This window comes from Bacillus glycinifermentans (genome assembly GCF_001042475.2).
GTDB classification, from domain to species: Bacteria; Bacillota; Bacilli; order Bacillales; family Bacillaceae; genus Bacillus; species Bacillus glycinifermentans.
The window spans coordinates 1-25,836 of the sequence record NZ_LECW02000022.1 but is presented as its reverse complement, the minus strand read 5'-3'; the positions used below and the strand labels follow the sequence as shown (position 1 = coordinate 25,836).

At 46.3% G+C, this 25,836-nt stretch carries 30 protein-coding genes; 13 read left to right on the top strand and 17 right to left on the bottom strand.

What is annotated here, in order from left to right:
• Positions 1 to 2: 2 nt before the first annotated feature.
• Both AB447_RS13940 and AB447_RS13935 read right to left on the bottom strand, forming a co-directional pair.
• Positions 3 to 1,226 carry an ABC transporter permease gene (locus tag AB447_RS13940; RefSeq protein ID WP_048353684.1) on the bottom strand — a complete coding sequence of 408 codons (1,224 nt, stop codon included), beginning with the start codon at positions 1,224 to 1,226 and terminating at the stop codon, positions 3 to 5.
• Positions 1,219 to 1,959 (bottom strand): ABC transporter ATP-binding protein, encoded by a 741-nt coding sequence (locus tag AB447_RS13935; RefSeq protein ID WP_046130842.1) that lies wholly within the window; start codon positions 1,957 to 1,959, stop codon positions 1,219 to 1,221. Before AB447_RS13935 ends, AB447_RS13940 begins: the two co-directional genes overlap by 8 nt.
• 514 nt (positions 1,960 to 2,473) lie before the next feature.
• On the opposite strand from AB447_RS13935, the gene AB447_RS13930 reads away from it, so the two are divergent.
• The 3 genes from AB447_RS13930 to AB447_RS13920 all read left to right on the top strand — a co-directional run bounded on the left by AB447_RS13930 (position 2,474) and on the right by AB447_RS13920 (position 4,856).
• Positions 2,474 to 2,893, top strand: coding sequence for an HIT family protein (locus AB447_RS13930; protein ID WP_048353685.1), 420 nt, complete (start codon positions 2,474 to 2,476; stop codon positions 2,891 to 2,893).
• Between the two features lie 215 nt (positions 2,894 to 3,108).
• Positions 3,109 to 4,182, top strand: coding sequence for a 3-phosphoserine/phosphohydroxythreonine transaminase (gene serC, locus AB447_RS13925; RefSeq protein ID WP_048353709.1), 1,074 nt, complete (start codon positions 3,109 to 3,111; stop codon positions 4,180 to 4,182).
• A 146-nt stretch (positions 4,183 to 4,328) separates the two neighbouring features.
• Positions 4,329 to 4,856 (top strand): tryptophan transporter, encoded by a 528-nt coding sequence (locus AB447_RS13920; RefSeq protein ID WP_048353686.1) that lies wholly within the window; start codon positions 4,329 to 4,331, stop codon positions 4,854 to 4,856.
• Positions 4,857 to 4,947: 91 nt separating this feature from the next.
• Here the strand turns inward: AB447_RS13920 and yhzF are convergent, their stop codons facing one another.
• A complete protein-coding gene (yhzF, locus tag AB447_RS13915; protein ID WP_048353687.1) occupies positions 4,948 to 5,139 on the bottom strand; it encodes a membrane protein YhzF in 192 nt (63 codons plus the stop codon).
• A gap of 160 nt (positions 5,140 to 5,299) precedes the next feature.
• On the opposite strand from yhzF, the gene AB447_RS13910 reads away from it, so the two are divergent.
• Both AB447_RS13910 and AB447_RS13905 read left to right on the top strand, forming a co-directional pair.
• Positions 5,300 to 5,656 (top strand): YtxH domain-containing protein, encoded by a 357-nt coding sequence (locus AB447_RS13910; protein ID WP_048353688.1) that lies wholly within the window; start codon positions 5,300 to 5,302, stop codon positions 5,654 to 5,656.
• A 193-nt stretch (positions 5,657 to 5,849) separates the two neighbouring features.
• Positions 5,850 to 6,470, top strand: a complete 621-nt coding sequence (locus AB447_RS13905) for an HTH-type transcriptional regulator Hpr (RefSeq protein ID WP_048353689.1) — start codon at positions 5,850 to 5,852, stop codon at positions 6,468 to 6,470.
• Here AB447_RS13905 and AB447_RS13900 read toward each other — a convergent pair.
• The gene (locus AB447_RS13900) at positions 6,467 to 6,814 is read right to left on the bottom strand and encodes a DUF1878 family protein (protein WP_048353690.1); all 348 of its coding nucleotides are present in this window, start codon (positions 6,812 to 6,814) and stop codon (positions 6,467 to 6,469) included. The two genes, AB447_RS13905 and AB447_RS13900, sit on opposite strands and share 4 nt — an antisense overlap.
• 196 nt (positions 6,815 to 7,010) lie before the next feature.
• Here AB447_RS13900 and AB447_RS13895 point away from each other — a divergent pair, with 196 nt between their 5' ends.
• Both AB447_RS13895 and AB447_RS13890 read left to right on the top strand, forming a co-directional pair.
• The gene (locus AB447_RS13895) at positions 7,011 to 7,526 is read left to right on the top strand and encodes a DUF3267 domain-containing protein (protein WP_048353691.1); all 516 of its coding nucleotides are present in this window, start codon (positions 7,011 to 7,013) and stop codon (positions 7,524 to 7,526) included.
• Between the two features lie 74 nt (positions 7,527 to 7,600).
• Entirely contained in the window at positions 7,601 to 7,816 is a 216-nt protein-coding gene (locus AB447_RS13890; RefSeq protein ID WP_048353692.1) for a hypothetical protein, read from the top strand.
• Between the two features lie 53 nt (positions 7,817 to 7,869).
• On the opposite strand, the gene AB447_RS25270 is transcribed toward AB447_RS13890, so the two are convergent.
• Together AB447_RS25270 and AB447_RS25265 are read right to left on the bottom strand one after the other, a co-directional pair.
• Positions 7,870 to 7,968 carry a YjcZ family sporulation protein gene (locus AB447_RS25270; RefSeq protein WP_081605348.1) on the bottom strand — a complete coding sequence of 33 codons (99 nt, stop codon included), beginning with the start codon at positions 7,966 to 7,968 and terminating at the stop codon, positions 7,870 to 7,872.
• 127 nt (positions 7,969 to 8,095) lie between these two features.
• Entirely contained in the window at positions 8,096 to 8,182 is an 87-nt protein-coding gene (locus AB447_RS25265) for a YjcZ family sporulation protein (RefSeq protein ID WP_035427975.1), read from the bottom strand.
• 163 nt (positions 8,183 to 8,345) lie between these two features.
• Here AB447_RS25265 and AB447_RS13885 point away from each other — a divergent pair, with 163 nt between their 5' ends.
• Positions 8,346 to 9,209 carry a peptidylprolyl isomerase gene (locus AB447_RS13885; protein WP_048353693.1) on the top strand — a complete coding sequence of 288 codons (864 nt, stop codon included), beginning with the start codon at positions 8,346 to 8,348 and terminating at the stop codon, positions 9,207 to 9,209.
• A gap of 45 nt (positions 9,210 to 9,254) precedes the next feature.
• Here the strand turns inward: AB447_RS13885 and AB447_RS13880 are convergent, their stop codons facing one another.
• The 6 genes from AB447_RS13880 to AB447_RS13855 form a co-directional block, all read right to left on the bottom strand.
• Positions 9,255 to 9,482, bottom strand: a complete 228-nt coding sequence (locus AB447_RS13880; RefSeq protein WP_048353694.1) for a sporulation YhaL family protein — start codon at positions 9,480 to 9,482, stop codon at positions 9,255 to 9,257.
• A 69-nt stretch (positions 9,483 to 9,551) separates the two neighbouring features.
• On the bottom strand, positions 9,552 to 10,496 hold the full coding sequence (gene yhaM / locus AB447_RS13875; protein ID WP_046129509.1) for a 3'-5' exoribonuclease YhaM: 945 nt from the start codon (positions 10,494 to 10,496) through the stop codon (positions 9,552 to 9,554).
• Positions 10,497 to 10,545: 49 nt separating this feature from the next.
• The gene (locus AB447_RS13870; protein ID WP_048353695.1) at positions 10,546 to 13,497 is read right to left on the bottom strand and encodes an ATP-binding protein; all 2,952 of its coding nucleotides are present in this window, start codon (positions 13,495 to 13,497) and stop codon (positions 10,546 to 10,548) included.
• 13 nt (positions 13,498 to 13,510) lie between these two features.
• Entirely contained in the window at positions 13,511 to 14,737 is a 1,227-nt protein-coding gene (locus AB447_RS13865; protein ID WP_048353696.1) for a metallophosphoesterase family protein, read from the bottom strand.
• 122 nt (positions 14,738 to 14,859) lie between these two features.
• Entirely contained in the window at positions 14,860 to 16,128 is a 1,269-nt protein-coding gene (locus AB447_RS13860) for an ABC transporter permease (RefSeq protein WP_048353697.1), read from the bottom strand.
• On the bottom strand, positions 16,121 to 17,017 hold the full coding sequence (locus AB447_RS13855) for an ABC transporter ATP-binding protein (protein WP_048353698.1): 897 nt from the start codon (positions 17,015 to 17,017) through the stop codon (positions 16,121 to 16,123). Before AB447_RS13855 ends, AB447_RS13860 begins: the two co-directional genes overlap by 8 nt.
• A 119-nt stretch (positions 17,018 to 17,136) precedes the next feature.
• Here AB447_RS13855 and AB447_RS13850 point away from each other — a divergent pair, with 119 nt between their 5' ends.
• Entirely contained in the window at positions 17,137 to 17,322 is a 186-nt protein-coding gene (locus AB447_RS13850) for a YhzD family protein (protein WP_048353699.1), read from the top strand.
• A gap of 237 nt (positions 17,323 to 17,559) precedes the next feature.
• Here AB447_RS13850 and AB447_RS25855 read toward each other — a convergent pair whose 3' ends face one another.
• From AB447_RS25855 to AB447_RS13840, 3 genes are all read right to left on the bottom strand, one after another.
• Positions 17,560 to 17,715, bottom strand: a complete 156-nt coding sequence (locus AB447_RS25855) for a hypothetical protein (protein ID WP_156183555.1) — start codon at positions 17,713 to 17,715, stop codon at positions 17,560 to 17,562.
• Complete coding sequence (locus tag AB447_RS13845) at positions 17,705 to 18,823, bottom strand: Rap family tetratricopeptide repeat protein (RefSeq protein ID WP_048353700.1); 1,119 nt, start codon at positions 18,821 to 18,823, stop codon at positions 17,705 to 17,707. The genes AB447_RS25855 and AB447_RS13845 overlap by 11 nt, the downstream gene beginning before the upstream one ends.
• Positions 18,824 to 18,988: 165 nt before the next feature.
• Positions 18,989 to 19,762, bottom strand: a complete 774-nt coding sequence (locus tag AB447_RS13840; RefSeq protein ID WP_048353701.1) for an enoyl-CoA hydratase — start codon at positions 19,760 to 19,762, stop codon at positions 18,989 to 18,991.
• A gap of 205 nt (positions 19,763 to 19,967) precedes the next feature.
• Here AB447_RS13840 and AB447_RS13835 point away from each other — a divergent pair, with 205 nt between their 5' ends.
• The 4 genes from AB447_RS13835 (at position 19,968) to def (ending at position 22,810) form a co-directional block, all read left to right on the top strand.
• Positions 19,968 to 20,294, top strand: a complete 327-nt coding sequence (locus AB447_RS13835) for a hypothetical protein (RefSeq protein WP_048405671.1) — start codon at positions 19,968 to 19,970, stop codon at positions 20,292 to 20,294.
• A gap of 64 nt (positions 20,295 to 20,358) precedes the next feature.
• The gene (locus tag AB447_RS13830; protein WP_048353702.1) at positions 20,359 to 20,856 is read left to right on the top strand and encodes a cation:proton antiporter regulatory subunit; all 498 of its coding nucleotides are present in this window, start codon (positions 20,359 to 20,361) and stop codon (positions 20,854 to 20,856) included.
• A 6-nt stretch (positions 20,857 to 20,862) separates the two neighbouring features.
• Entirely contained in the window at positions 20,863 to 22,077 is a 1,215-nt protein-coding gene (locus AB447_RS13825) for a cation:proton antiporter (protein ID WP_048353703.1), read from the top strand.
• A gap of 151 nt (positions 22,078 to 22,228) precedes the next feature.
• A complete protein-coding gene (def, locus tag AB447_RS13820) occupies positions 22,229 to 22,810 on the top strand; it encodes a peptide deformylase (RefSeq protein ID WP_048353704.1) in 582 nt (193 codons plus the stop codon).
• A gap of 34 nt (positions 22,811 to 22,844) precedes the next feature.
• On the opposite strand, the gene AB447_RS13815 is transcribed toward def, so the two are convergent.
• Both AB447_RS13815 and AB447_RS13810 read right to left on the bottom strand, forming a co-directional pair.
• Positions 22,845 to 24,353, bottom strand: coding sequence for a coproporphyrinogen III oxidase (locus AB447_RS13815; protein ID WP_048353710.1), 1,509 nt, complete (start codon positions 24,351 to 24,353; stop codon positions 22,845 to 22,847).
• Positions 24,354 to 24,513: 160 nt separating this feature from the next.
• Positions 24,514 to 25,377 carry a Cof-type HAD-IIB family hydrolase gene (locus AB447_RS13810; protein WP_048353705.1) on the bottom strand — a complete coding sequence of 288 codons (864 nt, stop codon included), beginning with the start codon at positions 25,375 to 25,377 and terminating at the stop codon, positions 24,514 to 24,516.
• Positions 25,378 to 25,836 lie beyond the last annotated feature (459 nt).

The following is a 25,836-nucleotide window of genomic DNA, read 5'->3' as shown; positions in this document are numbered from 1 at the left end:
ATTCATCTGCGTGTATGTTTCTTCAGCCTGCTTGTGAAATAAGGCTTCATGACGGCGAAAATGAGCAGCGCGGCACCTAGAAGACCCGCAAGCATTCCCGTCCAGTGCATGCTGATGGCTGCTCCCAGTGACAATAATAGCGCCTGAATGCAGAGAACGGTCTGGAGCAGGCCGAAGAAACTTTTTCGCCTCTCCTCCTGTCTGACGGGATAGAGCTCCTGCAAGGACAAATGCGAAAAATGATCAAACAACGGCGTCAGCTGGATGCCCGTGATAAAGACGGTAAAGACGATGAGGACCGCTGACACCCAGTCATTCGTTGAGAAATAAGCGATGATCAGTCCAAAAATGACGGTCAGCCTGAGAACGATCCCGAAATAATCGTTTGACCTGATAAAAGCTCTCGCATACATGTATGCAAACGTCTTTTTCTGTTCATACGGGATCAATCCAAGAATCCAGTCAAGATATGCCCTCCTCTTCGCCTGCTTTCTAAGGTGCGGAACATCCGTAAACAGGTTGGCCAGCCTGTAAAACCGCTGTTTCCTTCTGATTTCGTCTTCGATATGCAGCTCCCATTTAAACGATTTTTTCTTTTCAGCCGCCGCAAAATACACGATGAGCGCAAGCATGATCGCGTACACGGCAAGCGCAAAGCCGTAAGACGCTTCTAACGCAAAATACAAGGCAAGTGCATTCAGCAGAAAACGGACGATTTGATCCATGATCCGCACGTTTTTTTCGCCGAAATACGTCATCCGCCATTGCATCGCCATGTTCCACGCTTTTAATATAAGCAATTGAACCAAAACGAGCGCATAAGCTGCAAATGTCCTTCCGCTTGCTTCGAAGTACAGCGGCGCCAAAACGAGCGCTGCCGCAATGAGCGGAAACAGCTGCGTCATAAAACTGAACCTGAAGGCTTGTTTTAAATAAGGACCCATTTTCGCTTCAAGCGGCAGCAAAAACACAAGGTCCGCTTCTTTGATCAGCGTCCTGACATAGGAACTTGTCAGAACGAGCGAAAACAAGACGGCCATCACCCAGTAGGCGGGAAATCCTTCCGGCATCTCTTTCAGCCATTTACTGTACCAGCTTGCTGCACCGGCGATGAAAAAAATCATGACGATGACGAGATGGTCGTTCAGCATATATTTCAAATAAGACCTTGTCTCTTTTATATACTCCTCAATTCTCGCCTTCCATATTCCTTGAATGCTATTCATAGCTCTCTTCCTTTGTCAGCTCAAGATACAGATCGTCAAGGCTTGCATCTTTCATCGAAAACTGCTCTCTGAGCTCTTCAAGCGTTCCCTTTGCCCGCACTTGGCCGTTGTGCAAAATAATGAATGAATCGCAATACCGCTCAGCGGTTGCCAAAATGTGCGTCGACATCAAGACGGCGGCACCGTTATTCTTCGCTTCGTTCATCCTCTCAAGCAAGGCGTTAATGGCGAGCGGGTCCAGTCCGAGAAAAGGCTCGTCGATGATATAAAGCTCAGGCTCGACTAAAAAAGCACACATGATCATGACCTTCTGCTTCATTCCCTTTGAAAAATGAGCCGGGAACCATTTCAGCCGCTTTTCCATTCTGAACTCTTTTAACAGCGGAGAAAGCCGTTTTTCAAACGTTTCCTTTGACAGCCCGTACGCCATCGCGGTCAGTTCCAAGTGCTCCTTGAGCGTCAGCTCTTCATATAAAATCGGCGTTTCCGGAATAAAGGTAAACTGTGAACGATAGCTTTCCGGATCCTCGATGAACGTTTTCCCGTTTAGCTCAACGGACCCTTTGTGCGGCTCCATCAGGCCGATAATATGGCGAATCGTCGTGCTTTTTCCGGCTCCGTTCAAGCCGATCAAGCCGACGATCTGCTTTCGGTCGATCTCAAATGATACATCTCTGAGCACAGGGTTTCTTGTATACCCGCCGGTCAGATCTTTTACAGAGAGTAGTGACATACGTTCGTTCCTTTCTTGCATTTTTCTTAATAGTACCAAAAATAAGGAGGTATTTGAAACGTTTTCCCTTCCGTTCTTCACGCATAAACGAAAACGATCCGGGACAATCTAATGGATGAAGAAGGGGAAGCTGATCATCTGGCGAATGAGGTGTTTGTCAAAGACAGGATCTTGGAAAGTCAGTTTGAAAAGAATTTGAAGCATGTCAAGGCTTAGAAGTTTCTTACATTCACCGAATTGAGAAAGCATCTGCTTTATATGGCATTGACATATAAAAAAGGTGTGATGATCAAATGAGGTGTTTGGGGCAGGAAATGTATAGGCGTTTCAAGTCTTCATTTTGACGAAAATGGGGTGCTTGCAAAAGGCATTGTGTAACATTTCTTATTAAAGCCAACCTTCTTCCGGCAGGGTGAACGCGGGAGCCGTTCATCCTGTTTTCGTGTTTCCGTCATAATTGTGGTAATATTATGCTTATACATAACCTTTCCCAAGCGGAAAAAGGAGGAAAAGTATGAGCGATTGCATTTTTTGTAAAATCATTAACGGGGAAATCCCTTGCGCAAAAGTGTTTGAAAATGAACACGTCATGGCTTTTCTCGATATCAGCCAGGTCACAAAAGGTCATACCCTTGTCATTCCAAAGGTCCACAAAACCAACATATACGAAATGACGCCTGATATTTCAAGAGATTTTTTTGAAGCGGTTCCGAAAATCGCCCAGGCTATTAAAGAAGAGTATGAGCCGATCGGTTTAAACCTTCTGAATAACAACGGCGAAAAAGCGGGACAGTCGGTCTTCCATTATCACATGCACATCATCCCCCGCTACGGGAAGGGCGACGGCTTCGGAGCGGTCTGGAAAACGCATGCGGACGACTATACCCCGGAAGATCTGCAAACGGTCGCGTCTTCCATCAGTAAACATCTATAATATTGAAAAGGGCACCGGCTTAAGCGCCGGTGCCCTTTTGCTATGCGCGCCGCAGCAAGCGGTCGTCAAAAAAAATTCATATTTACAGCAGCCCCTTTTCCCGCGAGAATCAGCGCCTGTCCCGCTTTTCGCACTATTCAAATTTTTTTGTATCATGAGATTCTTTTATGATAGGATTGTTTTATATTTTTATTCATAAACAGGGAGCGATTGTGATGATACGTACAACAAACTTTAATGCAGGACCCGCAGCACTGCCTTTAGAGGTGTTACAAAAGGCGCAAAACGAATTTCTTGATTTCAAAGGGGCGGGAATGTCCGTTATGGAGCTGTCCCACCGCAGCAAAGAATACGACGCCGTTCATCAACATGCAAAAGCTCTTTTAAAGGAGCTTATGGAAATACCCGACGATTATGAGATTCTGTTTCTTCAAGGCGGTGCAAGCCTTCAGTTTTCAATGATTCCGATGAACTTCCTTTCCAAGGAGAAAACGGCTTATTTCGCCATGACAGGCGCATGGTCCGAAAAAGCGCTTGCTGAAGCAAAGCTTTTCGGAAACACTTCGATTATTGCGTCAAGCGAAGCTGACACCTACAACCACATTCCTGACGTATCAAACATTCCGGCTGACGGAGTTTATCTCCACCTGACATCAAACAACACGATTTTCGGGACGCAGTGGAGAGAGTTCCCAGACTCCCCGATTCCGGTTGTTGCCGATATGTCGAGCGATATTTTAAGCAGAAAAATCGACGTTTCAAAGTTTGACATCATCTATGCCGGCGCACAAAAAAACCTTGGCCCTTCAGGGGTAACCGTCGTGATTATCAAAAAAGAGTGGCTCACAAAGGAAAACGAACAGGTGCCGAAGATCTTAAAATATTCAACGCATGCCAAAGCGAATTCGCTCTACAACACGCCGCCGACTTTCGCGATTTACATGTTGTCCCTTGTGCTTGAATGGCTGAAAGAAAAAGGAGGGCTTGATGCCATCGAAAAGCGCAACAGCGAGAAAGCCCGGATTTTGTACAGCGCGATCGATGAAAGCAACGGATTTTACCGCGGGCATGCGAAATCGGACAGCCGTTCCAACATGAATGTCACCTTTACGCTGAAAAATGATGAGCTGACGAAGTCGTTTATCGAACAAGCGAAGGAGGAAAAAATGTCCGGACTCGGCGGACACCGTTCAGTCGGCGGCTGCCGCGCGTCGATCTACAACGCGGTTTCTATTGAAGATTGCGAGAAGCTCGCTGCCTTTATGAAAAAGTTCCGGGAAGCTCATTGAACTGCACGATCCTATTTTTGGAAGACAAAAAAACACTATCACCTTCATTCTGAAGTTTGATATACTACTATAAAGCTTTCGCAATAAATGACGAGCATATTATTGGAAAGCGGGTACTTTTAGCCTGAGACGAGGAGAGAATAGATATGAAAACAAAAGAATTGGTTGCACTGGCCCTTTTTGTCGCCATCGGAGCGGCTCTGCACGCAGTGATTCCGCCGTTTTTTTACGGTATGAAGCCCGATATGATGCTGATTATGATGTTTATGGGAATCCTTTTGTTTCCAAAGCTGCAAAACGTACTTGTCATCGGAATTGTGACCGGCATCATTTCCGCTTTAACCACTGCGTTTCCGGGAGGACAGCTGCCAAATATTATCGATAAACCGATTACGGCTCTAATCTTCTTCGGCGCTTTTCTCACTGTAAGAAAACTGGGCAGCAGAACGCTGACAGCCGCCGGTTTGACTGCCGTGGGAACGCTCATTTCAGGAACGGTTTTCCTGACGTCGGCCCTCTTGATCGTCGGCCTGCCGGGAAATCAGGGATTGATGACACTGTTCTTCGTCGTCGTTTTGCCGACGGCCGTGATCAGCACGATCGCCATGTTCGTGATCTATCCGATCGTACAGACGATTCTGAAGCGGTCAAGGCTGACCGAAGAAGTAAAATAAAGCAAAAAACCTCTTTGAAAAAGGGCTGTTTCTTTTTTGAAGAGGTTTTTTTCGCATTTATGGTCAAAAAAAGGAGGATACGCCCGATATTTTATATAAGAAGCTTGATCAAAAAAAGGAACAGGAGCAACAAGCCCGCGGCTCCGGCGCAAAAATAAGCTTTTTGTTTCAGTACGCGTTTCGGCGGATAAGATGCACGAAATCCGAGAAGCCTGAAATAATAAAAGGAGCCGGCGAAAAAAACGGCGGTTAAAATCGTTAAAAAAGCGATGATGACAGACAACCCTCTCCCTCCTTTTTTAAAAAGTATGCTAAAATAAAGCAAGCTATGCAGAAGTTTTCCCGGGATTATTCCTCGCGGAAAGCCCCTAAGCAATCATTTTCAAACGATGAAAAGGCTGTCAAAAGCCTGATCTTTCAAAAATATAACCGGGGTGATGTATATGTCAAAAGGACGATCTTTAGCAGCAGGACTACTTGTAGGCGGAGTTATCGGAGGAGTTGCGGCTTTACTTTCCGCGCCTACTTCAGGAAAAGAATTAAGAAGGCAGCTTAAAGCGAACTGCGGAACATTCGAAGACACGGTAAAAAGACTGAAACATGACGGAATCGCTTTAAAAGAGCAAGTCGTCAAAACAGCGCGGGAAAGCGCAGAGATCATCAAGGATGTCGGCAGTGAGCTGCAATCGTCCATTAAGGAATGGAGAGAGGAAATCAAGCCCCATCAGCAGGATCTCAAAAAAGAACTCGCTGATATTGAAGAGAAGATCCAACAGCTGGAGAAAACCTTACAAAACTAATATATTCAGCGAAAAAAAATAAGCCTTTAAAAAGGGGTGTGAATGATCATTTTCACGCTCTTTTTTTCATTAAAAGGCTGATTTCACACAGAAAAAAGCGACTTTTTTAAAAATTTCGTAAATTTACATCTTTATTAATCTTTATTTTATTGGCATAATAGAATTATAAGATAAAGAGAAGCAGGTGAAGTGAATGAATCGAGCGGAAGAGCCCTATACGGTGAAAGAAGCCCTTTTATTCAGCCAAAGGATGGCACAGCTGAGCAAGGCGCTTTGGAAATCGATAGAAAAGGATTGGCAGCAATGGATTAAACCTTATGACTTGAACATTAATGAGCACCATATTTTGTGGATCGCCTACCAGCTGAACGGCGCTTCGATTTCTGAAATCGCCAAGTTTGGCGTAATGCACGTATCCACGGCGTTTAACTTTTCAAAAAAGCTTGAGGAAAGAGGCTACCTCGAGTTCTCAAAAAAATTAAACGATAAACGCAACACGTACATTCAGCTGACTCCGAAAGGCGAAGAGGTTTTCCTTGAAATCCTCGAGTCCTATGATCCGTCCCGGAACGCTGTGTTAAAAGGCGCCCAGCCTCTTCATCAGCTGTATGGGAAATTCCCTGAGATCGTCGAAATGATGTCGATCATCCGCCACATTTACGGCGATGATTTCATGGAGATTTTCGAAAAATCATTTTCCAATATCGAAAATCAGTTTACCAGTGACAACGGCAAAATGAAGAAAAAAGATGAAGCAACAGAAACCGGTGAATTGCCGGAGATGGACAAACAGCTTGAGCCCGTTAAAAACTAATCCAGGCCGTACTGCTTCATGATACCGATGAATTCGATCATCAGCGGTTTGTAAAGACCTTGTTTGTGAAGGGCGAAAATCGTTTCGTGCACTTCGAGTTTTTCATTTAACTGTCCTGCAAAAAGCGCGAGGAGATTGTCGAACATGACAAATCCTTGCGCTTTTTGCGCTTCAAGCTCTTCTGCCAGTTCTTCGCACAGCTTCTCCGTTTCCTTTGCTTCCTCCTCTGATAATCCCCGTTCAATCAGCATTTTATAGTACGGGTATTCATCCATATCCGCAGTGTTCAGCAAAAGCTTTATATAATATTCCAATCGTTCAAGACGATGCTCCATTGAATCCATATTTGTCACTTCTCTCCTTTATTTTATTTTAGCTGATAATCCTTTTTGATGAAAGTTCAACATCGTGATTTCCCTCCTCTCATTTCTTTTGAAAATGACGATTTTTTTTTCGAAAAGGGATTGATTTTTCTCTAGCGGAGGAGTAAATTATTCTGAGGATTTCATATAACAGTTTTAAAAACGGAGGATGTCACACATGAGTTGCTGGAAAACCATTAATCTGTTAAAAGATTATGGAGGCATGCGGATCGCACTCACCGCGGTCAGTTTAATGATTTTGTTTTTTATTCCCGAATATTTGGCCATGCAGCTGATTCATCCGCAAACCGTTCAAAGAGGCGACCATGCGCTTTTGTTCGCAGGCCTTTTAATTGCGGCGATTATCGCTCATAAAATCCTTCACATCTTCCCGATCGCGGGCAAGAAAAAACCGGAAAAGAGGATATATTGGCTGAAAATGAGAACATGGAGAGAAATCCCGAAAAACACGATGCTTGTCTCCCTCCTCTGCCCGTTTTTGGTGATCACGCCGGTTCTTTTTTATGCAGGGGCCGTCATGCCAAGCTTTTCCCACTATTTTTGCATCATTTCCAGCATTCATTTCGGCTACTGTCTGCCCGATTTTTTGTTCGCCTGGAAATTGATCAAAGCGCCAAAAAATTGCTTTGTCGACCAGGAAGCCGACGATTTTGATATTTTGATACAAAAATAGGTGGCCAAGCGGTTGGAAAAACCTTTTTTTCAGTCTATTTTCTATCTTTTTTAATAAATATTTGGTAATGTAATATGGAGCAGAAACAGAGAGGGGGATCTCCTATTATCCTTTTTTATTTCATCCTGTTTGCGGTATTTACTGTGTTTAACATAAACAAGCTTACCAATTCTTTATGCCTTGTCAGAGAGATTCCTGAAGAACGGCAGGATAAGGTGTTCAGAATGATCAACGTGCTGATTTTGATATTATTGATCTCATCATTTATCGAGATTTCCTTTACGGCATAAAGAAAAAGGATAGCTGCCTGATCAAATCGATCCGGCAGCTATCCTTTTGTTTATTAGCATATCCAAGAAGCACCAATAATAATTAATAAAATGAACAGTACCACCAGCAGCGCAAAGCCGCCAGCAAAACCTCCAACGTAACCGTCGCCCATATTGACACCTCCTCTGCCCCAGTCGTTACGATAGTGTATGCACGAATGTCATGAAACGATTAGGCTCTCCTCACAAAAGAAAAGAACCGCCTGAAAAAAAGCGGTTCTTTTCCTATTTTCCACGATTTTAGCACAGGTAAGCTGCACCAACGATGATTAGCAAAATAAATAACACGACCAATAAAGCAAAACCGCTTGAGTATCCTCCGCTCATGTTATTGACCTCCTTTTCTTGATCACTACATGTGTATGATCCCAAAGAAAATTTGACTAGACGGATGCCCTCCCCTTGAAAATCTTTTTACAGCATGTCAGAATATGATATGATACAATTCAAAGGAAAGTTTAAACTGTTATGATTAGGAGTGTTTTCATTTATGAAAAAGATTGCTATTGCGGCGATTACGGCGACAAGCGTTCTTGCTTTAAGCGCGTGCAGCAGCGGAGACTCTCAAGTTGTCGCTGAAACGAAGGCCGGAAACGTAACGAAAGAAGAGCTTTATCAAACATTAAAAGAAAATGCCGGGGCAGATGCACTTAACATGCTTGTTCAGCAAAAAGTACTCGATAAAAAGTACAAGGCTACTGACAAAGAAATCGACAAAAAGCTGAATGAGTATAAAAAAACCGCGGGCGACCAAATAGAGGCGCTCATTAAGCAAAAAGGCGAAGACTACGTCAAAAAACAGATCAAATACGAACTTCTTATGCAAAAAGCCGCAAAAGATAACATAAAAGTAACAGACAAAGAAGTAAAAGAGTATTATGACGGCCTGAAAGGCAAAGTCCACGTAAGCCACATTGTCGTTAAAGAAAAGAAAACGGCTGAAGAAGTTGAGAAAAAGCTGAAAAAAGGCGAAAAATTTGAAGACCTTGCCAAAGAATACTCAGCTGACGGAACGGCTGAAAAAGGCGGCGACCTCGGCTGGATCGGCAAAAACGATAATATGGACAAAACGTTCACCAAAGCAGCTTTTGCTTTGAAAACCGGTGAAGTCAGCGGACTTGTAAAAACGCAATTCGGCTATCACATCATTAAGAAAACAGAAGAACGCGGCAAATACGATGACATGAAAAAAGAGCTGAAAAAAGAGCTTCTGGAACAAAAAGAAAGCGATACGACCCAGCTTCAGACAGTCATGAACGAGCTTGTCAAAGATGCCAACATGAAGGTAAAAGACAAAGAGCTGAAAAAACAAGTCGAACAGAACAAGGCGGCAACTACAAGCGGCAACAGCTGATTCAAAAAAAAGCTGTCCTCCCCTTTTCGGGGCCGGACAGCTTTTTTATGCGATCGAGTGGTTGTTTCCCGTTTCATGCTGTTCTTGCTTTTTCGAAGACTGCTTCATCCGTCTTTCCCTTTCCTTCTCCATCCGTTCGATGTAAACCCTGCCTTCCTTTTCTATAAAAGCCTGATCGATCTTTTCTTCTTCCTTTGCCGTTGACATCAGCTTATAGGCGCTGAAAACAATGCCGACGATACAAAGGTAGACCCACCACGGAAATAACAGCACGGCTTATCCCCCTTTTTCAAGATGCATGATATACCTGAAATGTATGCAAAAGGGAGACAAGTTATGACGTTATTTATGAAAAACGGGCTTGTAAAAGGAACGATTATCCAAGGCAAAGACGCGTTCTGTGTACTCTCCCGGCTTGACCCTCTCAAGCGCTCTGTCCATCATATTGATCTTCGCATCGAGATTGTCGATGTAGTGGAGAATTTCCGCTTCTTTGACCATCGGCGGCTTCGGGCTCCCCCATTCCGGTTTGCCGTGGTGGCTCAAAATCAAATGCTGAAGAATGAGAATCTCTTCAGAATCGATTTGCAGCTCTTCTGCAGCCTTTGAAATTTCGGTCACCATGATCGAAATGTGGCCGAGCAGATTCCCTTCAACCGTATATGTCGTTGACACCGGGCCTGATAGTTCTTTTACCTTCCCAAGATCGTGCAGGATGACGCCTGCATACAGGAGATCGCGGTCAAGAGTCGGATATAAATCGGCGACCGCTTTGGCGAGATTGAGCATTGACACGACATGATAAGCCAGTCCAGACACAAACTCATGGTGATTTTTCGTCGCCGCCGGAAAATCGATGAATTCCTTTCCGTATTTTTTGACAAGGTGTCTCGTGATCCGCTGGATATTCGGATTTTTCATTTCAAAAATATATTGAGTGATCGTCTCCATCATTTCATTTTTCGGAATCGGCGCGGTTTCCAAAAAATCATCGATCTTCACATTTTCGTGCTCAGCCGCAGGTCTGATATTTCTCAGCTTGAGCTGGTTGCGCCCGCGGTAATGATGAATGTCGCCGACCACTTTAACGATCGTCTGCGGTCCATAGATCGTTTCGTCATGTTGCTTGGCGTCCCAAAGCTTAGCTTCGATATCGCCTGACTGATCCTGCAGCATCAGTGTTAAAAACGGTTTTCCGTTGCTTGCGATTCCTTTTGTTGACGACTTGATGAGCAAATAACAGTCAACCTGCTCGCCAACCTCGTGCAGCATGATACCTTTTGCCATTCTAAAGCTCCCTCCGTTTTCCTACATAAAATTATTATAGCATAATCCCTTAATTGCTAGTTGCTTCCTTTTCCGCCAAGGAAGAAAGCATCATGACTTCCTCTTCCCGAAATGCAGCCTTCACATGCTCATGGCACGTAAAATAGAATATTTGCTGTTCTTTTCCCGAAAGCTGCTTTAACATGTCAATCACCTTCTTGAGCCTGTCGTGATCAAAATGGACAAAACTGTCATCAAGCTGAAACGGAAGATTGATGTCATTTTGATGGGACAAAGCGAGAGCGAATCGTATCGCTAAATAGAGCTGTTCACAGGTCGCCTGTGACAGTTCGTGCGCGTGAAACACGGCTCCGTCCGTTCTCATCACCATCATCGAATCAGGATTTTCGGAAAAATAAATTTTTTCATAACGTTCGCCTGTTAACGGCTTCAGAAAGGCCTCGGCCGTTTGCAGAAGCTTCGGAAGACGGATCTTTTTATGATCATCCATCCTGTTTTTGACGGCCTGCCTGACGAGCTTGATTGAAGCCCACTTTTTGGCGAGTACGGCGACCCGCTCTTTTTGCAGTTCCACCTCGTGCGTCAGTTCGGAAACGGTCCCCGATTCTTCCAGCCTCCGCTGCTCTGCAAGAAGCAGCGCCGCTTTTTCTCTCTCTTCTTTGAGCCGTTGTTCTGTCAGGGCTTTTGTTTCTTTCGCCCCTGCCAGCTGATTTTCCAGATCTGCGAGCGTATGGCCGGAGGCAAGCCGGACAACGTTCTCGTCCTTTTTGCCCAGCTCCGCCTCGATCGATGCGAGCTTTGCTTTTAATTCCTTTTTTTCCCGATCCTGTTTGGCAAGCTCTAAAAATGAGTCCCTATCGTTTGCCCCGGCCTTTTGAAACAACTCGGCGATCCGCGATTTGAAGTATTCCGCTTCCCCTGCCAATTCTTTCATCTGCTCAAGCGTATGCTGAAGCGACAAATCGGCTTCCTGCTTTTGGCGCAGCTTTTCTTTTTGCAAATCGAGCTCGTGTTTCAGCCTGAAAATCGATTCCTGCACGCTTCCTTCGGAATGGCCGAGCGATGAGGCAAGATTGTTGAGCCGTTTTTCAAACGATGCCCTCTTTTTCTCAAGGCGGGCCAGCTCCCTTTCCATTTCCCGCTTTTTCGCGATTTCTTCTTTGAGCTCCTTGATTAAGGCATACGCATCAGACAAAAACGACGGGTCTATCGATAAATTAAGCTCTTTTAAAAAGCGGTCGGTTTGTTCCTGATAAGGGAACATCTCCTTCTCCCATTCTTCAAATTGTTGAATCGCCCGCTCGTAGTCCGCTTCCTTCTGCCTCAGCTCTGCCTGTTTTGCGATGAGAAAGCGCCTGTTTTGATCGTCCCGCCACAGCTCTTCTCTCAAGGATGTCAGCTCCGGAGCATGATCCGAAGCGTCTCCTTCGAGTCCTTCAAGCTGCTCGCGGATGAATGCTGCCGCTGAAGAAGGCGCGGCCTTTTTCAAAGAGAAGAGGTACAGAACCGCAGCTAAAACGATAAAACCGCCAAGGAGCCACTGCTGAAAAAACAGCGCTGCCAGACAAGCGGCAAAGGCTGTGAAAACGGCCGAGGCTGCTGCCGTTTTCCTTCTCTTCTCCCGCTCTTTTTCTTCCTTCTTAAGAAGAGAAAGCTGTCTGAGGAGATCCTCCCGCTTCTCCGCCTTTCCTCCCGCAGCTTCCAAACGGCTGACGTTTTTTTCTTTTTGCTTGCGGACATCGTCAGGCATCACTTCTTCCGAGAGTTCTGCATATGCCTGCTCGGCATCCTCAAGATCGGCCCTCGCCTGTTCAAAGCGCTCGTCAAGAACCCGTTTCTGTTCGCGCAATTGAAGGTAAGCGCGGATCGCCTCCTGCAGCTTCCACTCATAATCGTACGTTGTGTCGATGATGAGGATTTGTGACTCGTCTTCGATTGAAAGGCGCGCCGCTCCTGCCTTCACCCGTTCGTCAGCCTGCTTGAGCTGTTCTGTCAGCGCCGTGATGTTTTCCTTGTAAGATTGGTAAACCGGATATTCTGACAGAATCTCTTCGATTTGCCCCTCGTGCCGGACATAGGCCTGTAAAGGGAGAAGGGCGGACGACTGCTTTTCCAAGTCGCGTTTCTTTTCTTCCAGCGCCTTCAGCTGGGCCTCTTTTGGATGCAGGTGGGATTCATACTTTTCAAGCTCGAAAAGGCCCGACTCGGGAAAGCGGTCTTCCCCTTCGCCGGCTGCTTGAAGCTGCCCTTTCAGCCGGCGTTCTTCCTTTGCAAGCGGATGAATCTCGATCGCCTGCTCGCATATGGCGATGTTCCGCACAACATCTTCCAGCAACTGCTCGTTTTCCTTGATCGCCGCTTCAGCCGTCCTTTTTCCGTCCAGGATGAAGTGATACTCGTCTTCACGCGCCTTCGCTTTTTTCAGTTCCTCTGAAAGCCGCTTTAAATGATCGAGCTCCCGGTTGAGCTCAGGCTTCCGTCCATTCGGCTTAAACAGCTCTTCCTGCGCTTTCGTAAGGCTTGCATCCATGTTTGCAATCGCGTCCGAGCCGAATAAACTTGAAAAAAGCAAAAAGCGGCCGATTTTGTCGCGGTTGAATTTATGAATTTCCTGAAGCCCGAACACATCGAATGAGTAGATCGCCTTATACAGCTGCCTGTCCATGTTCGATAAAAGCTTCTTTAAAAAATCCTCAGAACGGATGCTGCCGTCTTCCAAAAACACGTTGACCCGGTCAGGCTTTCCAGCCGTCCGTTCGATACGGATATTGCCGAAGGCCGGATGCACCGCTTCAAGCATTCCTCCGTACACGCCGCCTGCTTTCGGTTCATACCGCTTTGTTTTCGGAAAGCCGAACAGCATGCTTTCAATAAAAGACATAATCGTCGTTTTTCCGGATTCATTCAGCCCGTAGATTAAGTGAAGGTTAGTAGACGGGAGGCGAAATGTCTGATTGGTAAATTTGCCGTATCCGTATATATGCAGCGTATGAATATTCACCCCGTATCCTCCCTTATCTTTTCATGCTCTTTAGTTCATCGAGCAGCACTTTTTTCGCTTCTTCGCGAATTCCGCAGAGATCCTCTTCATAAAACCTCGCTCCGTACCTTCTAAAAACGGGGTGCCGCTCCAAATCGCCAAGAACCTGTCCGAAGTCTTGAAAATCGTCGATCTCGCGGGTGAGCTCCTGAAAAAACGCATCGCTTTCGATCGCGTTCACACTCCCCACGGTGCGGTCTTCAACAGCGGCAAGCCAGATGAACGACTCCCCGTCTTTCTCCTCGCCGCGAAAGACGTCAAGCAGCTCATCGATGATGCCGGCCGGTCTTTCCGCCAAATAAGGCGGTGCTTCTCCAGTCAGCACCGCTTTGATGCAGACTGCCGCCCCCTTGCTTCTGAAAGGCTGGAGGGCATCCTCCATGCTGCTGATCAAATCCGTCAAATGCCGCGTTTCTGACACGTCGATGGGAAGTGCTTCCCAGAGGACGTCTGACGTCGCTTTAAATTCAAAAGACACCCCGCTCTCGTCCGCCCTGACGAGATAGCACCCTTTCTCGCCTGTTTCCTTCATATGGCGGGATTGCGTGTTTCCCGGATAAATCACCGCCGGATGTTCGGCGGAAACGACCTTCCGTTTATGTATGTGGCCGAGCGCCCAATAGTCCATCTGCCCGTTTTTTAAATCCTGAAGCGAAAAAGGGCAGTACGGATCATGACCGCTCTCTCCGGAAAGCGTGCCGTGGATCATGCCGATATGGAAAGGGGCGCCGGTCGATCTTTTCATTTCGGCGGCCTTGTTCGCAAATACAGAGCGCTCCGGGTAGCTGTAGCCATAGATGGTTGCGGCAAGCCGGCCGTTTTTATAAAACGATTTTTCTTCAATATGGGCCGATGAAAACACGTGAACGTTGTCCGGCCATTCGATCGGCGTCCATTCGCCGCCCATGTGATCGTGGTTTCCGAAGATCACGTAGACCTGGATGCCGCTTTCCTCAAGCTTTAAAAACTGTTTGCGCAAAAAGAGCTGAGCTTTTAAGCTGCGGTTTGCTTCATCGAAGAGATCACCGGCAAGCAGCACGAAATCAGCCTGTTCGCTGACGGCGAGCTTAAACATATTCGCGGCGCTTTCAAATGTGCTGTTTCTAATCCGCCTGTAAACCGGCTCCGGAAGCCCGCTGATGCCGCGAAACGGGCTGTCCAGATGCAGGTCGGCCGCATGAATGAACGTGAGATTTGTCAATCTTTTGCTCCTTTTTAAAACGTTTCTGCCCCCATTCTATCACGGCTTTCAGGCGAATGCACGTTCTACTGTTCACCTCGAAAAAGCAGCTTTTCTTGAAAGCTGCTTTTCTCTTATTCTCATTATTCGTCTTTTGACAACCGAAGCGCCTGCTTGATATTTTTCAGTCCGCCTCCGCTTCCGTACATCAATACTCCGCCTTTATAGACCCTCGCCCCGATAATAGCGAGAATGACGATCGTTGCGGCGGTGATCCCGATGCCCAACGCCGCTTCCCAAAACGGAATATCGAGCATTCCGACTCTAAGGAACATGATCATCGGCGCAAAGAATGGAATGAATGAAGTCACCGTAATAAACGTTGAATCAGGTGCATTTAATCCGAACATCGCGATCATAAACCCGGCGACAACAAGCAGGATCATCGGTGAAATCGTCTGCTGAACATCTTCGATCCGGCTGACGACACTTCCGAGAAACGCTGCAAGCGTCGCATACAGGAAATAGCCGAGCCCCAGGAAAATCACGCCGTACACAAGCGTTGACACAGGAACGCCTGACATGTCCAAAAAGCCTTTAATCAACTCAGACGCTCCGCCTGCCTCCCGGTTCCCCGTGAGGGAAAGATACCCCGCAAGAAACAAAGCGGCAAGCTGTGTAAGTCCAAGCAAAGCGATGCCGAACAGTTTGGCAAACATCTGCTGGACGGGCGGTACGCTTGAAATTAAGATTTCCATGACGCGGGACGATTTTTCCGTCGCCACTTCAGTCGCAATCATTGAAGCGTACATCACCACGGACATATAAATGACGAACAGCACGATGTAGACAAGGCCTGACGCCTTTTGAAGCTCTTCTTCCGTTTTAGCCCCTTCTTTCAAGGCGACGCTTTTTACTTTAACCGGTGTGAACAGCTTATTCAGCTTGTCAGACGGTACATTCAGCTCAGCCGTGCCGACGGCGATCTTCGTTTGGGAGAGCGCCTGTTCCATTGTGGAAACGGCAGATGAATCAGCGATATCGAGCGCTTTGTACGTTCCCGTCAGTTCGCCTTTTCGATCTTTTGACAAAATCAAGATGCCGGAAAGCTCATCGTCTCTGACGTCTTTTTCCAGCTCTTTTTCCGGCTTATCCGCTTTTACAAGCTCAAGCTCATCGTCTTTGTCAGCCATTTTAAGCTGCTGGGAAAACGTCTCATACAGCTGATTCGATTGATCAATGACGGCAATTTTATCCGGTTCGCCGCCGTCTTTGTCAAACATGGAAATAATATTGCCCAAGTTGGTGACAACCAGGACAAGCGCAAGCGTAATCGCAGTCGAAATGATAAACGATTTCGTTTTCAGCTTGCTTGTATATGTATGAAACAGTACAATCCAAAACTTATTCATATCGGGCACCAACCTTTTCTACGAAAATATCATGCAAAGAAGGTTCTTCAAGTTCAAATTTCCTGATAAACCCGCGCCCTTGGAGCATTGTAAACAGATGCTGGGAAACTTCCTCATTCTCGACCTGGAGCCTCACGCCTTCAGAAGTCTCCCTCCATTTCGCAATCCCGTCCGCTTCCTTCAAAAAGCTCAAATCATCGTCCGAATGAATCGTGACGTTCTTTTTGCCGAAGGAACGCTTAATTTCTTTCAGTTTTCCTTGAACAACCGGTTTGCCGCGCTGCAAAATGCAGACGTGCTCGCAAAGCTCTTCGACATGCTCCATTCTGTGGCTCGAAAACACAATCGATGTACCGCCGTTTTTCAAGGAAATGACGGCATCCTTCAAGAGCTCCACATTGACGGGATCCAGCCCGCTGAACGGCTCATCAAGAATCAACAGTTCAGGCTTGTGCAGCACGGCCGTAATAAACTGGATTTTTTGCTGGTTTCCTTTTGAAAGCTCTTCAACCCGTTTATCCGCATATTCTGTAATGTGGAACCGCTCGAGCCATTTCTCCATTTCCTTGAGCGCCTTCTGCTTTGTCATACCTTTGAGACGGCCGAGATACACGAGCTGATCTTTTACTTTCAGCTTCGGATACAGTCCGCGTTCTTCAGGCAAATAGCCGATTCCGTTGCTGACGCCGTATGTAATCGGTTTTCCTTTCCAGGTTACGGCGCCCTCCGACGCATTCAATAGCCCCAATATCATCCGGAACGTCGTCGTTTTGCCTGCGCCGTTTGAGCCGAGCAGTCCGAACATTTGCTTTTCCGGGATGTCAAGCGTCAGATCGTCAACAGCTGTAAACGAGCCGAACCTTTTTGTCACATGATCGATTTTAAGCATATAAAAACTCCTCCTTCCAACTTACAATCATACGTTAGTCATATCACTTTAAAAAGGATTTTTTTGATTTTTATATAAATTTAAGAAAAGCAAACAAATTTTACGAAAGGAGAAACAGTATGGAAGTCTATTATGTAACCGTATTTGCGACTACCGGGGAAACGCTTTTGAACGAACGTTTTGAAGCGGAAAATGAAGAGGAAGCAAAACAAAAAGGAAAAGATCTGCTGAAGAAAAAGCGGTTTTTGGATCATACGCACCGCGTAGTCCATTCGTCCGGTAAAATGATCGTCTTTCACAGCTGACAAAAAACGGGCGGCAGCATTTGAGGAAAGGGTCCAGATGTCGCCGCCGGAAATGTTTCCTGTTCTACGGGATCACCATAAGAACGCGTAATCAAAGGTTGACCGCTCCGAGGAAAAAGGACGCGTAAGCGATCCGTTTCTGCCGACACTCAGGTGATGAGAGCTTCAAACTGCCGAGCAGCATAAAAAAACACGCCTGACATGCCCGTTATGAAAAGTATCGTGCTTTTCAGCGGGTCATGCTTTCTGAACGACAGATGCAGCGGACGGTCCGCCATAATTCGTAATCATTTTGTCAGCATACAGCCGGGCGGAATGTCCTTCTCCCAAAAAGCCTGCAGAAGTCAGCACAGCAGCCAGCGACAATGTAACGAACAACAGCTTAGCTTTCATACAATGCATCTCCTCTTTGAATTTTTCGTCTTGCCTGAGCGCTCTTTTCATAATAAAAAATGGAATCTTTTAATCGCTCAATTTGATTATAATATTGGGCGGCATCCAAAGCCAGCTCTTCAACGGCCGCGTAGAGACGTTTTGACTCCAAATAATCAAACCCCCTTTGGACGGCGCTGCGGTCCCCGCCGTCCAAATACAGGCCACGCAAAATGTTGAGCTTTGCCTCGTGCTCTTCATCATGAAGGGATGCCGCGCTTTTGATGCCCTTTTCATAGCATTCGGCCGCTTCAGCGTGCCTTGACTGCTTTAAACGGACGTACATCAGGTTATACAATACCTTCGGCACGTATGACGACTTTTCTCGTTCAAATATGAATAAAGCGTTTTCCATATGTTCTGAGGCTTGCCGATACGCTTTTTGATAAAAGTAACAATTCCCCAGATTAAAATGGGCGGATGCCGTCAAATGGCTGTTTCCGACCGTCTCGGCATCCTCAAGCGCATGTTCAAGATTTGTGAGCGCATCGTTGTATTTCATCGATTCGACCAAATTTCCGGCGATGATAAAATCACAATAAATCTTTTTCTCCTTTAATGTTTCATAAGATTGAAAAATATCAGAAGCCATCGTCGCGTAGTTGATGGAAAGGTACCTCTGATTGATGTAGTAATAAATTTCGGCGAGCTTATAATAAAATTCGGCTTTTTCAACCTTGTCCTCTAATGCATTCACTTTTTGTTCGGCCATTTTATAACAGCCGATCGCTTTGACGAATTCCCTTTTCTTAAACTCGTACATTCCTTTAAAAAACCAAAAATAATAATTTAACAAACCTGTCATCTGGTCCTCTTTTTCCTCTAAATCACGAAGATTTTTTTCGATGTTTCCGCTTTTTTTCGGCTTCAGATAGCTGAGCATCAGCTTGTGCCTGAATTCAAGCAGAGAGTAATAAAGCAGCACATCCTGATTTTCCTCCATATCCTCGAAGTCGCGCATTATTTCGGCTTTCAGCGCCTCGCTGGCGGCAACCTGATTTTTCCGAATGGCGCTGTACCAGTCATTCAGCTTTGCTGCAACGTATTCAGATGGAATCTTTTGTTTCATTTCCTCCCGCCCCCCTCGGCTCGAACATCTCGATGTCTACTTCATAAATTGATTTTCGCAGCTCACATCTAAGACCAAAAGACTAATATATTTAGAGATGTCAAACATTATACCATACAAATGGCGCGTTTTTTCGCGATTTAAAAATAGGAAGGACGGCTTTCTTCATGCATGATGATTAAAGTGCGGTTTCCTCTTCTCCAAAAATGCGCGGATCCCTTCCTGATGATCTTTTGTCCTCCTCATTCTGAGCTGCGCTTTTTTTTCAAGCGCGAGCGTTTGCTCAAGGCGTCCGGCGTTTAAGGTTTGGTATATTTTTTTCGTCTCGATCATCGCGGAAAGCGGCGACTCGAGGAGCTTTTCGAGATGCGCGCCGGCATGCCGGTCAAGGTCGCCGCCGAATACGGCATCAACAAGGCGGAGCTTCTGGGCTTCGTCCGCCGTCAATTTTTTGCCGCTCCAAATCAGTTCCTTTGCCGCCGTTTCGCCGACTCTCCGCTCCAAGAAAAAATGGCCCCCGCCGTCCGGGATCAGTCCGATACCGATAAAATTCATCGCCAGCTTTGCTTCTTTTTCCGCCAGCACATGGTCACAGCCGAGCGCCAGACTCATGCCGAGCCCCGCTGCCGCTCCGTGGACGGCCGCAACCGTGATCTTCGGCATGCTGTAGAGCATCATCACAATGTCGGAAATCGTATCGATGACCTCTTCTGCCAGGTTCTCATCCGCGGAAGACAGCATCATCTTAATATCGCCGCCTGCTGAAAATCCTTTTCCGCTTCCTTTGATCAGCATGATCCTTGATGTGCTTTCCTCCGCCAGTATCAAAGTCTCTTTCAGTTCCTTGAGCATGTTTTCGTTCAGGGAATTATACGCCTCAGGCCGATTCAGCACCACCTCAAATACTTCGCCGCTGTCTTTCCATTTAATCAATTCCATGAGACCACCTCCATTGAATGCGTTTCCATCAGGGGATTGCTTAACTATTCCACTTTTTATTTTCAAAACCTTTTTTTCAAGGCAGAATCGGCTGATTTCTTCCATTTCAAGATCAATTGATACTGAAACAAGCCTTTTTAGTTGAATGATGATCTTCATTTTTATATCATGATGGTAGAGAGCATGTGAAGAAAGGAGGGGGAAAGTGATCAAAACCATTTTGACGTTTTTGTTAAGTTTATCCATCTTAACGGTGTCATTCATCGTTCAGGACGAGATCACCGGCTTCGATCCTGAAGCAAGCAGCCATACGTCTCTCAATTCCTCAAACCCTGAGACCCATGTTTTAAAGCCCCCTCCTTTGGCAAAAAGCTTTCTGAATCAAACAGGGAAGAATGCAAATATTTTTTCTTCCGCACACGCCGAAAGCGTCACCCGTTTCATCCCTCAGCTTGAGGTTCGGCACGGTGATTTTCTTTTGGAAAAAACGTGCGCCATCCCTGTGAAATACCAGTCGAATTATCTCTCCTGACTTTTCCTGTTTTGTCTGTATAATGATCAGATCAAAAGGAAAAAGTTATTTTGGAGGGATACGATTGAATATTAAAGAAAATGATCTGCCGGGCATCGGTAAAAAATTTGAAATAGAGACGAGAAATCATGAAAAAATGACGATTGTCGTTCATGACGACGGAAGAAGGGAAATCTACCGTTTCGACGACGAAGGTCCCGATGAAATCGTGACCAACATTTCTCTTGATGACGGCGAGGCGAGGCAAATCGCCGCCATCCTCGGCGGGATGGTCTATAAGCCGCAGGCGCTTGAATCGATTGAAATGGCGTTTAACGACCTGATCATCGAATGGTTCAAAGTCGAAAAAGGGGCAAATGCCGTCGGCAAAACCCTCGGTGAAATCGACGTCAGGCAAAACTACAGCGTGACCGTGATCGCAATTATTAAAAAGAATCAGGAAAAATTGTTGAATCCTGGAGCAGACTCTGTTCTTGAAGAAAACGACACACTCGTCCTGTCCGGTGAAAGAAAAAACCTCAAGAAAATGAAGCAGGATTTTCTTTCCCAAAAGGGAGGGTGATGCTCATTGGATCATCTCGTATTTGAAGTCGGCACCGCGCTCCTGCTTGTTGCCATCGCTGCCTTAATCGCGAACCGGATTAAATTCTCGATCATTCCCTTTTTGATTATTCTGGGGATGATCGTCGGTCCGCACGCTCCGACGATCGGCATCATCGATCTGAAGTTTATCGAAAGCTCAGAGATCATTGCCTTTTTCGGCAGAATGGGCGTCCTGTTTTTGCTCTTTTATCTCGGACTGGAATTTTCGATCGGAAAGCTGATCAAATCCGGACGGTCCATCGCTGTCGGGGGAACGATTTATATTCTGATCAATTTCAGCTTAGGCGTCCTGTTCGGGTTCATCGCGGGCTTCGAGTTTCTCGAAGTCCTGATTGTCGCCGGGATCATCACGATTTCTTCGAGCGCAATTGTCGCCAAAGTACTGGTCAACCTAAAGAGGACGGCGAATCCGGAAACCGAGCTGATTCTCGGAATCATTATGTTCGAAGACATTTTCCTCGCCGTTTATTTATCCGTCGTCTCCGGGCTTGTCCTTGGCGACTCGACTTCAGTCGGAAAGGCGCTGCTTTCGATTTTGATCGCTTTCGGCTACATGATTTTGTTCTTTATCGTCGCCAGGAAGCTGCCGAAATTGTTAAACCGGCTGTTTGATATCCGTTCAAACGAAGTCTTTATTATCGTGATTTTTGCGCTGCTCTTCTTTGTCGCCGGCTTTTCGGAAACGATTCATGTTGCCGAAGCGATCGGTGCCCTGCTGCTCGGCCTCGTGTTTTCTGAGACAGAGCATTCCAGCCGGATCGAGCACTTGGTCGTGCCGTTTCGCGATTTCTTCGGCGCGATGTTTTTCTTCAGCTTCGGATTGAGCATCGATCCGTTTACATTGGGAGATGCGGTATGGCTGTCTCTCGGCGCCGTCATCCTTACCTTGGCCGGAAACTTTATCGCCGGCATGGTCGCAGGCAGAAGGGCCGGACTTTCCCATAAAGCTTCGTCCAATATCGGTTTAACGATCGTCTCACGCGGCGAGTTTTCGATCATCGTCGCCAACCTCGGGATCGCCGGCGGACTTTCTGCCACATTAAAGCCGTTTGCCGCTTTGTACGTGCTGATTCTGGCCATATTGGGGCCGCTCCTCACAAAGGAATCGAAACGGATTTTCAATATGCTGAATCACGTGTTTAAGTGGAAAAAACCCGATGCAAAAAAACAGCGAGGGTGACAAAAAGGAGACTCCTGCGGAGTCTCCTTTTGCGTTTTCGCGGAAATGCAAGCCATTGGACATTCGCGTTTTGAAAAGATATGATCAACTTGTCCAAATTTGATCCGGCCTTTTAGAAATTCCAAGAAAGAAAGGTGGAGAGTCTCGGTCTATGGGCAAATTTCATTCAGATGATATGATCACGATGAAAGATATCGTAAGAGAAGGGCACGACATACTGGGAAAAGTGACCGCCGACGTCAGCCTGCCTCCATCCGAAGAAGATAAGGAAGAGCTTTTGGCAATGCTGCAGTTTTTAAAAAACAGCCAGGACCCCGAGACGGCCAAAACGTACGGTCTTCGTCCCGGCGTCGGATTGTCCGCAAACCAAATCGGCCTTGATAAACGGATGTTTGCCGCGTATTTTACCGACGAGAAGAATAGGCAGCACGAATACATGCTGCTGAATCCTAAAATCGTCAGCCATTCCGTCAAGATGATTTATCTGCCTGAAGGAGAAGGATGCCTTTCCGTCGACAGGGACGTAAAAGGCTATGTTCCAAGGTATGAGAGAATCAAAGTGAAAGCATGCGACATTACCGGAAAAGAAGCGGTGCTCAGGCTGAAAGGCTACGCCGCCATCGTCGCCCAGCACGAAATCGACCATTTGAACGGAATCATGTTTTACGACCGGATCAACAGCAAAAACCCGTTCAAGCTTCCGGAGGATGTAGAGATCGAAAGCGCATGGTAAAACAAAAGGCTTCCGGCATTGCCGGAAGCCTTTCTTACCTCCCGCTTTTGGCGTCTTGTCCAAACAGTTCTGCCAAGTAGCGGAGTTTTTCTTCTGTATAGTGTTCAAATCTCTCATTGTATGATTTCGGGTCCTTTGGATTTGCGAAATGCGTGATTTTTCCCGTTTTCGGATCGACAAATTTGCTCGCCGCCCCGCAGCCGATGCCGATAATCGTCTGCTTTTCTTCCATAATCATAATGTTATAGATGCTTTCCTGGCCCGGAAGAGAGTACCCGATATTTTCAAGGTTGCCGAGGATGTTTTTTTGTCTGTACAAATAGTAGGGATGGTAGCCGTGCTCTTTCGTCCAGGACACTGCGTCATCCATCATCGCGACGATTTCCTCGCGGTCTGCCACTTTATACTTATGCTTGTTTCTCGTCATTTCCGAAGCGCGTTTGAATGACAGCGTATGGACCGTCAGCGATTCCGGCATTAATTTCTCCGTTTCCGAAAGGGAGTGGCGGAATTCTTTGACGCCTTCCCCCGGGAGGCCGATGATCAAATCCATATTGATATTTGACATTCCATGTTTGCGAGACAAATGGTATTTTTCGATCGTCTCTTCAACCGTATGGTGGCGGCCGATCGCCTTTAACGTCTCGTTTTCATACGACTGCGGGTTGATGCTGATTCTGTCGATGTTCCATTTTTTTAAGACGTCAAGCTTTTCCGGGGTAATCGTATCGGGGCGGCCTGCTTCAACCGTGACTTCGCGGATGTTTTTGACATCGGGAAATGAGCGGTACATTTCCTCATACAACAGATCCATTTCTTCGGCCGTAATGCTTGTCGGCGTGCCGCCGCCAAAATAAACGGTCGTGATCTTGACGCCGTGTTCTTTCAGCCATTCGCCGATTTTCTGCATTTCGTAGTGAAGCCCCCACAAGAAAGAACCGACCCGTCCTGCCTGCCCTCTAATGGCATAAGCAGGAAACGTGCAGTAGGCGCATTTTGTCGGGCAAAACGGAATGCCGATATAAATGCTGACTTCCCTGTCAAGGCCGTATAAATCGGGCACGGCCTTAAGCTGGCGGTCAACGATGTTTTGCATCAGCTCGATCTTTTCGTCATGGATTAAGTAGTCTCTTTTCAATTCGGCATGCGCCGTTTCTTTTGACATCCCGCTTTGCAGTTTTTTGTGCAACAGCTTTGTCGGACGGACTCCCGTCAGAATCCCCCACTTCTGAACGATGCCGGTATGCTCTTGAAGAACGCTTAAAAATACGTAAGAAACGGTGTTTTTCACTTGCTTAAACGCTTCTTTCTCCGGCAACTCAGGGTCCAGCGACTTCGTGTATTCAGCTTTAATATCAGTTCCTTCAATCGCCCCTGCAGCCCGGACCGACGAAGCGTCCAGCTCATAGTGCAGGGCGATCGAAAGGTCTGAAGCACCTTTTTCGCCAATCGCCACTTCGGACTCTTCAAAAAACAGGTTGGCTATATTCTCGAGCGGCCTCACGAATCTGTCGTCCTGAAGCCCTTCTATATGAATGCGCAATATCATCACCTTTTTCGTTTCAAAACTTTCTTTAGTGTACAAAAATACCTCGCCAAAATCAATCCGGGAACACATCGCCGAAAAAAGCAATGCCGCTGTAAAGAATGCAGGTCAACAATAAAATCCCCGTTTTCTCAGAAAACAGGGATGAACATCCGTTTTACACTTTTCTGATATGAAATTTTTTGAGAAAATCTTTGCTTTGCTGCTTTCTGAAATATTCTTTTAACATGTAGGCGACGCCTTGTTCATCGTTGGAGCGCGTCACCCAGTCGGCTTTTTGCTTGACTTCCTGAGGGGCATTCCCCATGGCGACGCCCATCCCCGCCAGTTCAATCATCGGGAGATCATCGGTATCATGCCCGATCGCGACGACGTCCTCCATTTTAAAACCGAGGTCTCCCGCAAGCATCGCCAAGCCGGATTCTTTTGAAACCCCTTTTTGAACGATCAAGAGCTTTTCCCCGGCCTGGATGACATCTACTGTAGGAAAGGCGTTCTCGATCGTATGCGTGATCTCTTTCTTTTCTTCCATCGTGCAGTAAACCTCAATGACCGGCGCGCTGACCGGTTCATCCATCAGCATATCGCTCAAGGAATCGACGAACTGCACGGGATAAAAAATCGGGTCAGACGGATGGATCATCGTCTTTCCGAGCAGATTTGAGTTTGTTTTTTTCCGGTTGCCGATCGAATATTTTTCGTGCAGAATCCTGATATTGCAGTCATAGCTCTCCAATATTTGAACAAGATTAAACGTCTTTTCCTCAGAAATTCGTTTTTCATAAAAAGGCTCATCAATTTTGTCCGCAATAATGGCGCCGCTATGGGTGATCAGCTTTGCATCGAGCTTTAGCGATTTGGCGATTTTTAACGCGGAACGAAAATGTCTGTTCGTCACGAGCGTTACATAAACGTCTTTCTTCTTAGCGTATTCTATCGCTTCCTTCGTGGCGGGATGAAGCCGTCCGTTTGTCCGAAGCAGCGTTCCGTCTATATTCAGCGCAAGCATTTGTTTTGACACCTGGAGGTCCCCCTTCTTTGATGACTGTACCTGTTATAGAGAATATGTCCCGAAGGGCTTCTTTAGAACAGACCTCAAACTAAAAAAGCCTGTCTGCACAGACTTTTCGTTCGCATCTTTCGGATACGATCATGATTCTCCCTTATTGAAAAACCGCGAATTCAATGCCCCTTTCATTCAATTCGCAAAAGATATAATAAACCCCTTTTATCTGACCGGCATATGCGCTGATTCTCTGTACCCCTTAGCTTTTGCCGCTTAGTCGTATATGCTCATGATCGTATCCCGGCAAAATGTAAGCACTTACACATAGTATTATCTCAGCAATTTCATCAATTGACAAGTCTTTTTTAAAGATTAATGAAGTTATTTGTTCACTTAATTAAATATAGTCCGGAGGATGGATCGGCGGCTTATACAAAAAACCCCGCTTTTCAATGTGGAGAGACCCAAATAAAT

Excerpts from the sequence above, each read along its gene's own strand:
- AB447_RS13940 (WP_048353684.1), bottom strand. The coding sequence starts at position 1,226 with ATGAATAGCATTCAAGGAATATGGAAGGCGAGAATTGAGGAGTATATA.
- AB447_RS13935 (WP_046130842.1), bottom strand. The coding sequence starts at position 1,959 with ATGTCACTACTCTCTGTAAAAGATCTGACCGGCGGGTATACAAGAAAC.
- AB447_RS13930 (WP_048353685.1), top strand. The coding sequence starts at position 2,474 with ATGAGCGATTGCATTTTTTGTAAAATCATTAACGGGGAAATCCCTTGC.
- serC (WP_048353709.1), top strand. The coding sequence starts at position 3,109 with ATGATACGTACAACAAACTTTAATGCAGGACCCGCAGCACTGCCTTTA.
- AB447_RS13920 (WP_048353686.1), top strand. The coding sequence starts at position 4,329 with ATGAAAACAAAAGAATTGGTTGCACTGGCCCTTTTTGTCGCCATCGGA.
- AB447_RS13910 (WP_048353688.1), top strand. The coding sequence starts at position 5,300 with ATGTCAAAAGGACGATCTTTAGCAGCAGGACTACTTGTAGGCGGAGTT.
- AB447_RS13905 (WP_048353689.1), top strand. The coding sequence starts at position 5,850 with ATGAATCGAGCGGAAGAGCCCTATACGGTGAAAGAAGCCCTTTTATTC.
- AB447_RS13900 (WP_048353690.1), bottom strand. The coding sequence starts at position 6,814 with ATGGATTCAATGGAGCATCGTCTTGAACGATTGGAATATTATATAAAG.
- AB447_RS13895 (WP_048353691.1), top strand. The coding sequence starts at position 7,011 with ATGAGTTGCTGGAAAACCATTAATCTGTTAAAAGATTATGGAGGCATG.
- AB447_RS13890 (WP_048353692.1), top strand. The coding sequence starts at position 7,601 with ATGGAGCAGAAACAGAGAGGGGGATCTCCTATTATCCTTTTTTATTTC.
- AB447_RS25270 (WP_081605348.1), bottom strand. The coding sequence starts at position 7,968 with ATGGGCGACGGTTACGTTGGAGGTTTTGCTGGCGGCTTTGCGCTGCTG.
- AB447_RS25265 (WP_035427975.1), bottom strand. The coding sequence starts at position 8,182 with ATGAGCGGAGGATACTCAAGCGGTTTTGCTTTATTGGTCGTGTTATTT.
- AB447_RS13885 (WP_048353693.1), top strand. The coding sequence starts at position 8,346 with ATGAAAAAGATTGCTATTGCGGCGATTACGGCGACAAGCGTTCTTGCT.
- yhaM (WP_046129509.1), bottom strand. The coding sequence starts at position 10,496 with ATGGCAAAAGGTATCATGCTGCACGAGGTTGGCGAGCAGGTTGACTGT.
- AB447_RS13860 (WP_048353697.1), bottom strand. The coding sequence starts at position 16,128 with ATGAATAAGTTTTGGATTGTACTGTTTCATACATATACAAGCAAGCTG.
- AB447_RS13855 (WP_048353698.1), bottom strand. The coding sequence starts at position 17,017 with ATGCTTAAAATCGATCATGTGACAAAAAGGTTCGGCTCGTTTACAGCT.
- AB447_RS13850 (WP_048353699.1), top strand. The coding sequence starts at position 17,137 with ATGGAAGTCTATTATGTAACCGTATTTGCGACTACCGGGGAAACGCTT.
- AB447_RS25855 (WP_156183555.1), bottom strand. The coding sequence starts at position 17,715 with ATGAAAGCTAAGCTGTTGTTCGTTACATTGTCGCTGGCTGCTGTGCTG.
- AB447_RS13845 (WP_048353700.1), bottom strand. The coding sequence starts at position 18,823 with ATGAAACAAAAGATTCCATCTGAATACGTTGCAGCAAAGCTGAATGAC.
- AB447_RS13840 (WP_048353701.1), bottom strand. The coding sequence starts at position 19,762 with ATGGAATTGATTAAATGGAAAGACAGCGGCGAAGTATTTGAGGTGGTG.
- def (WP_048353704.1), top strand. The coding sequence starts at position 22,229 with ATGGGCAAATTTCATTCAGATGATATGATCACGATGAAAGATATCGTA.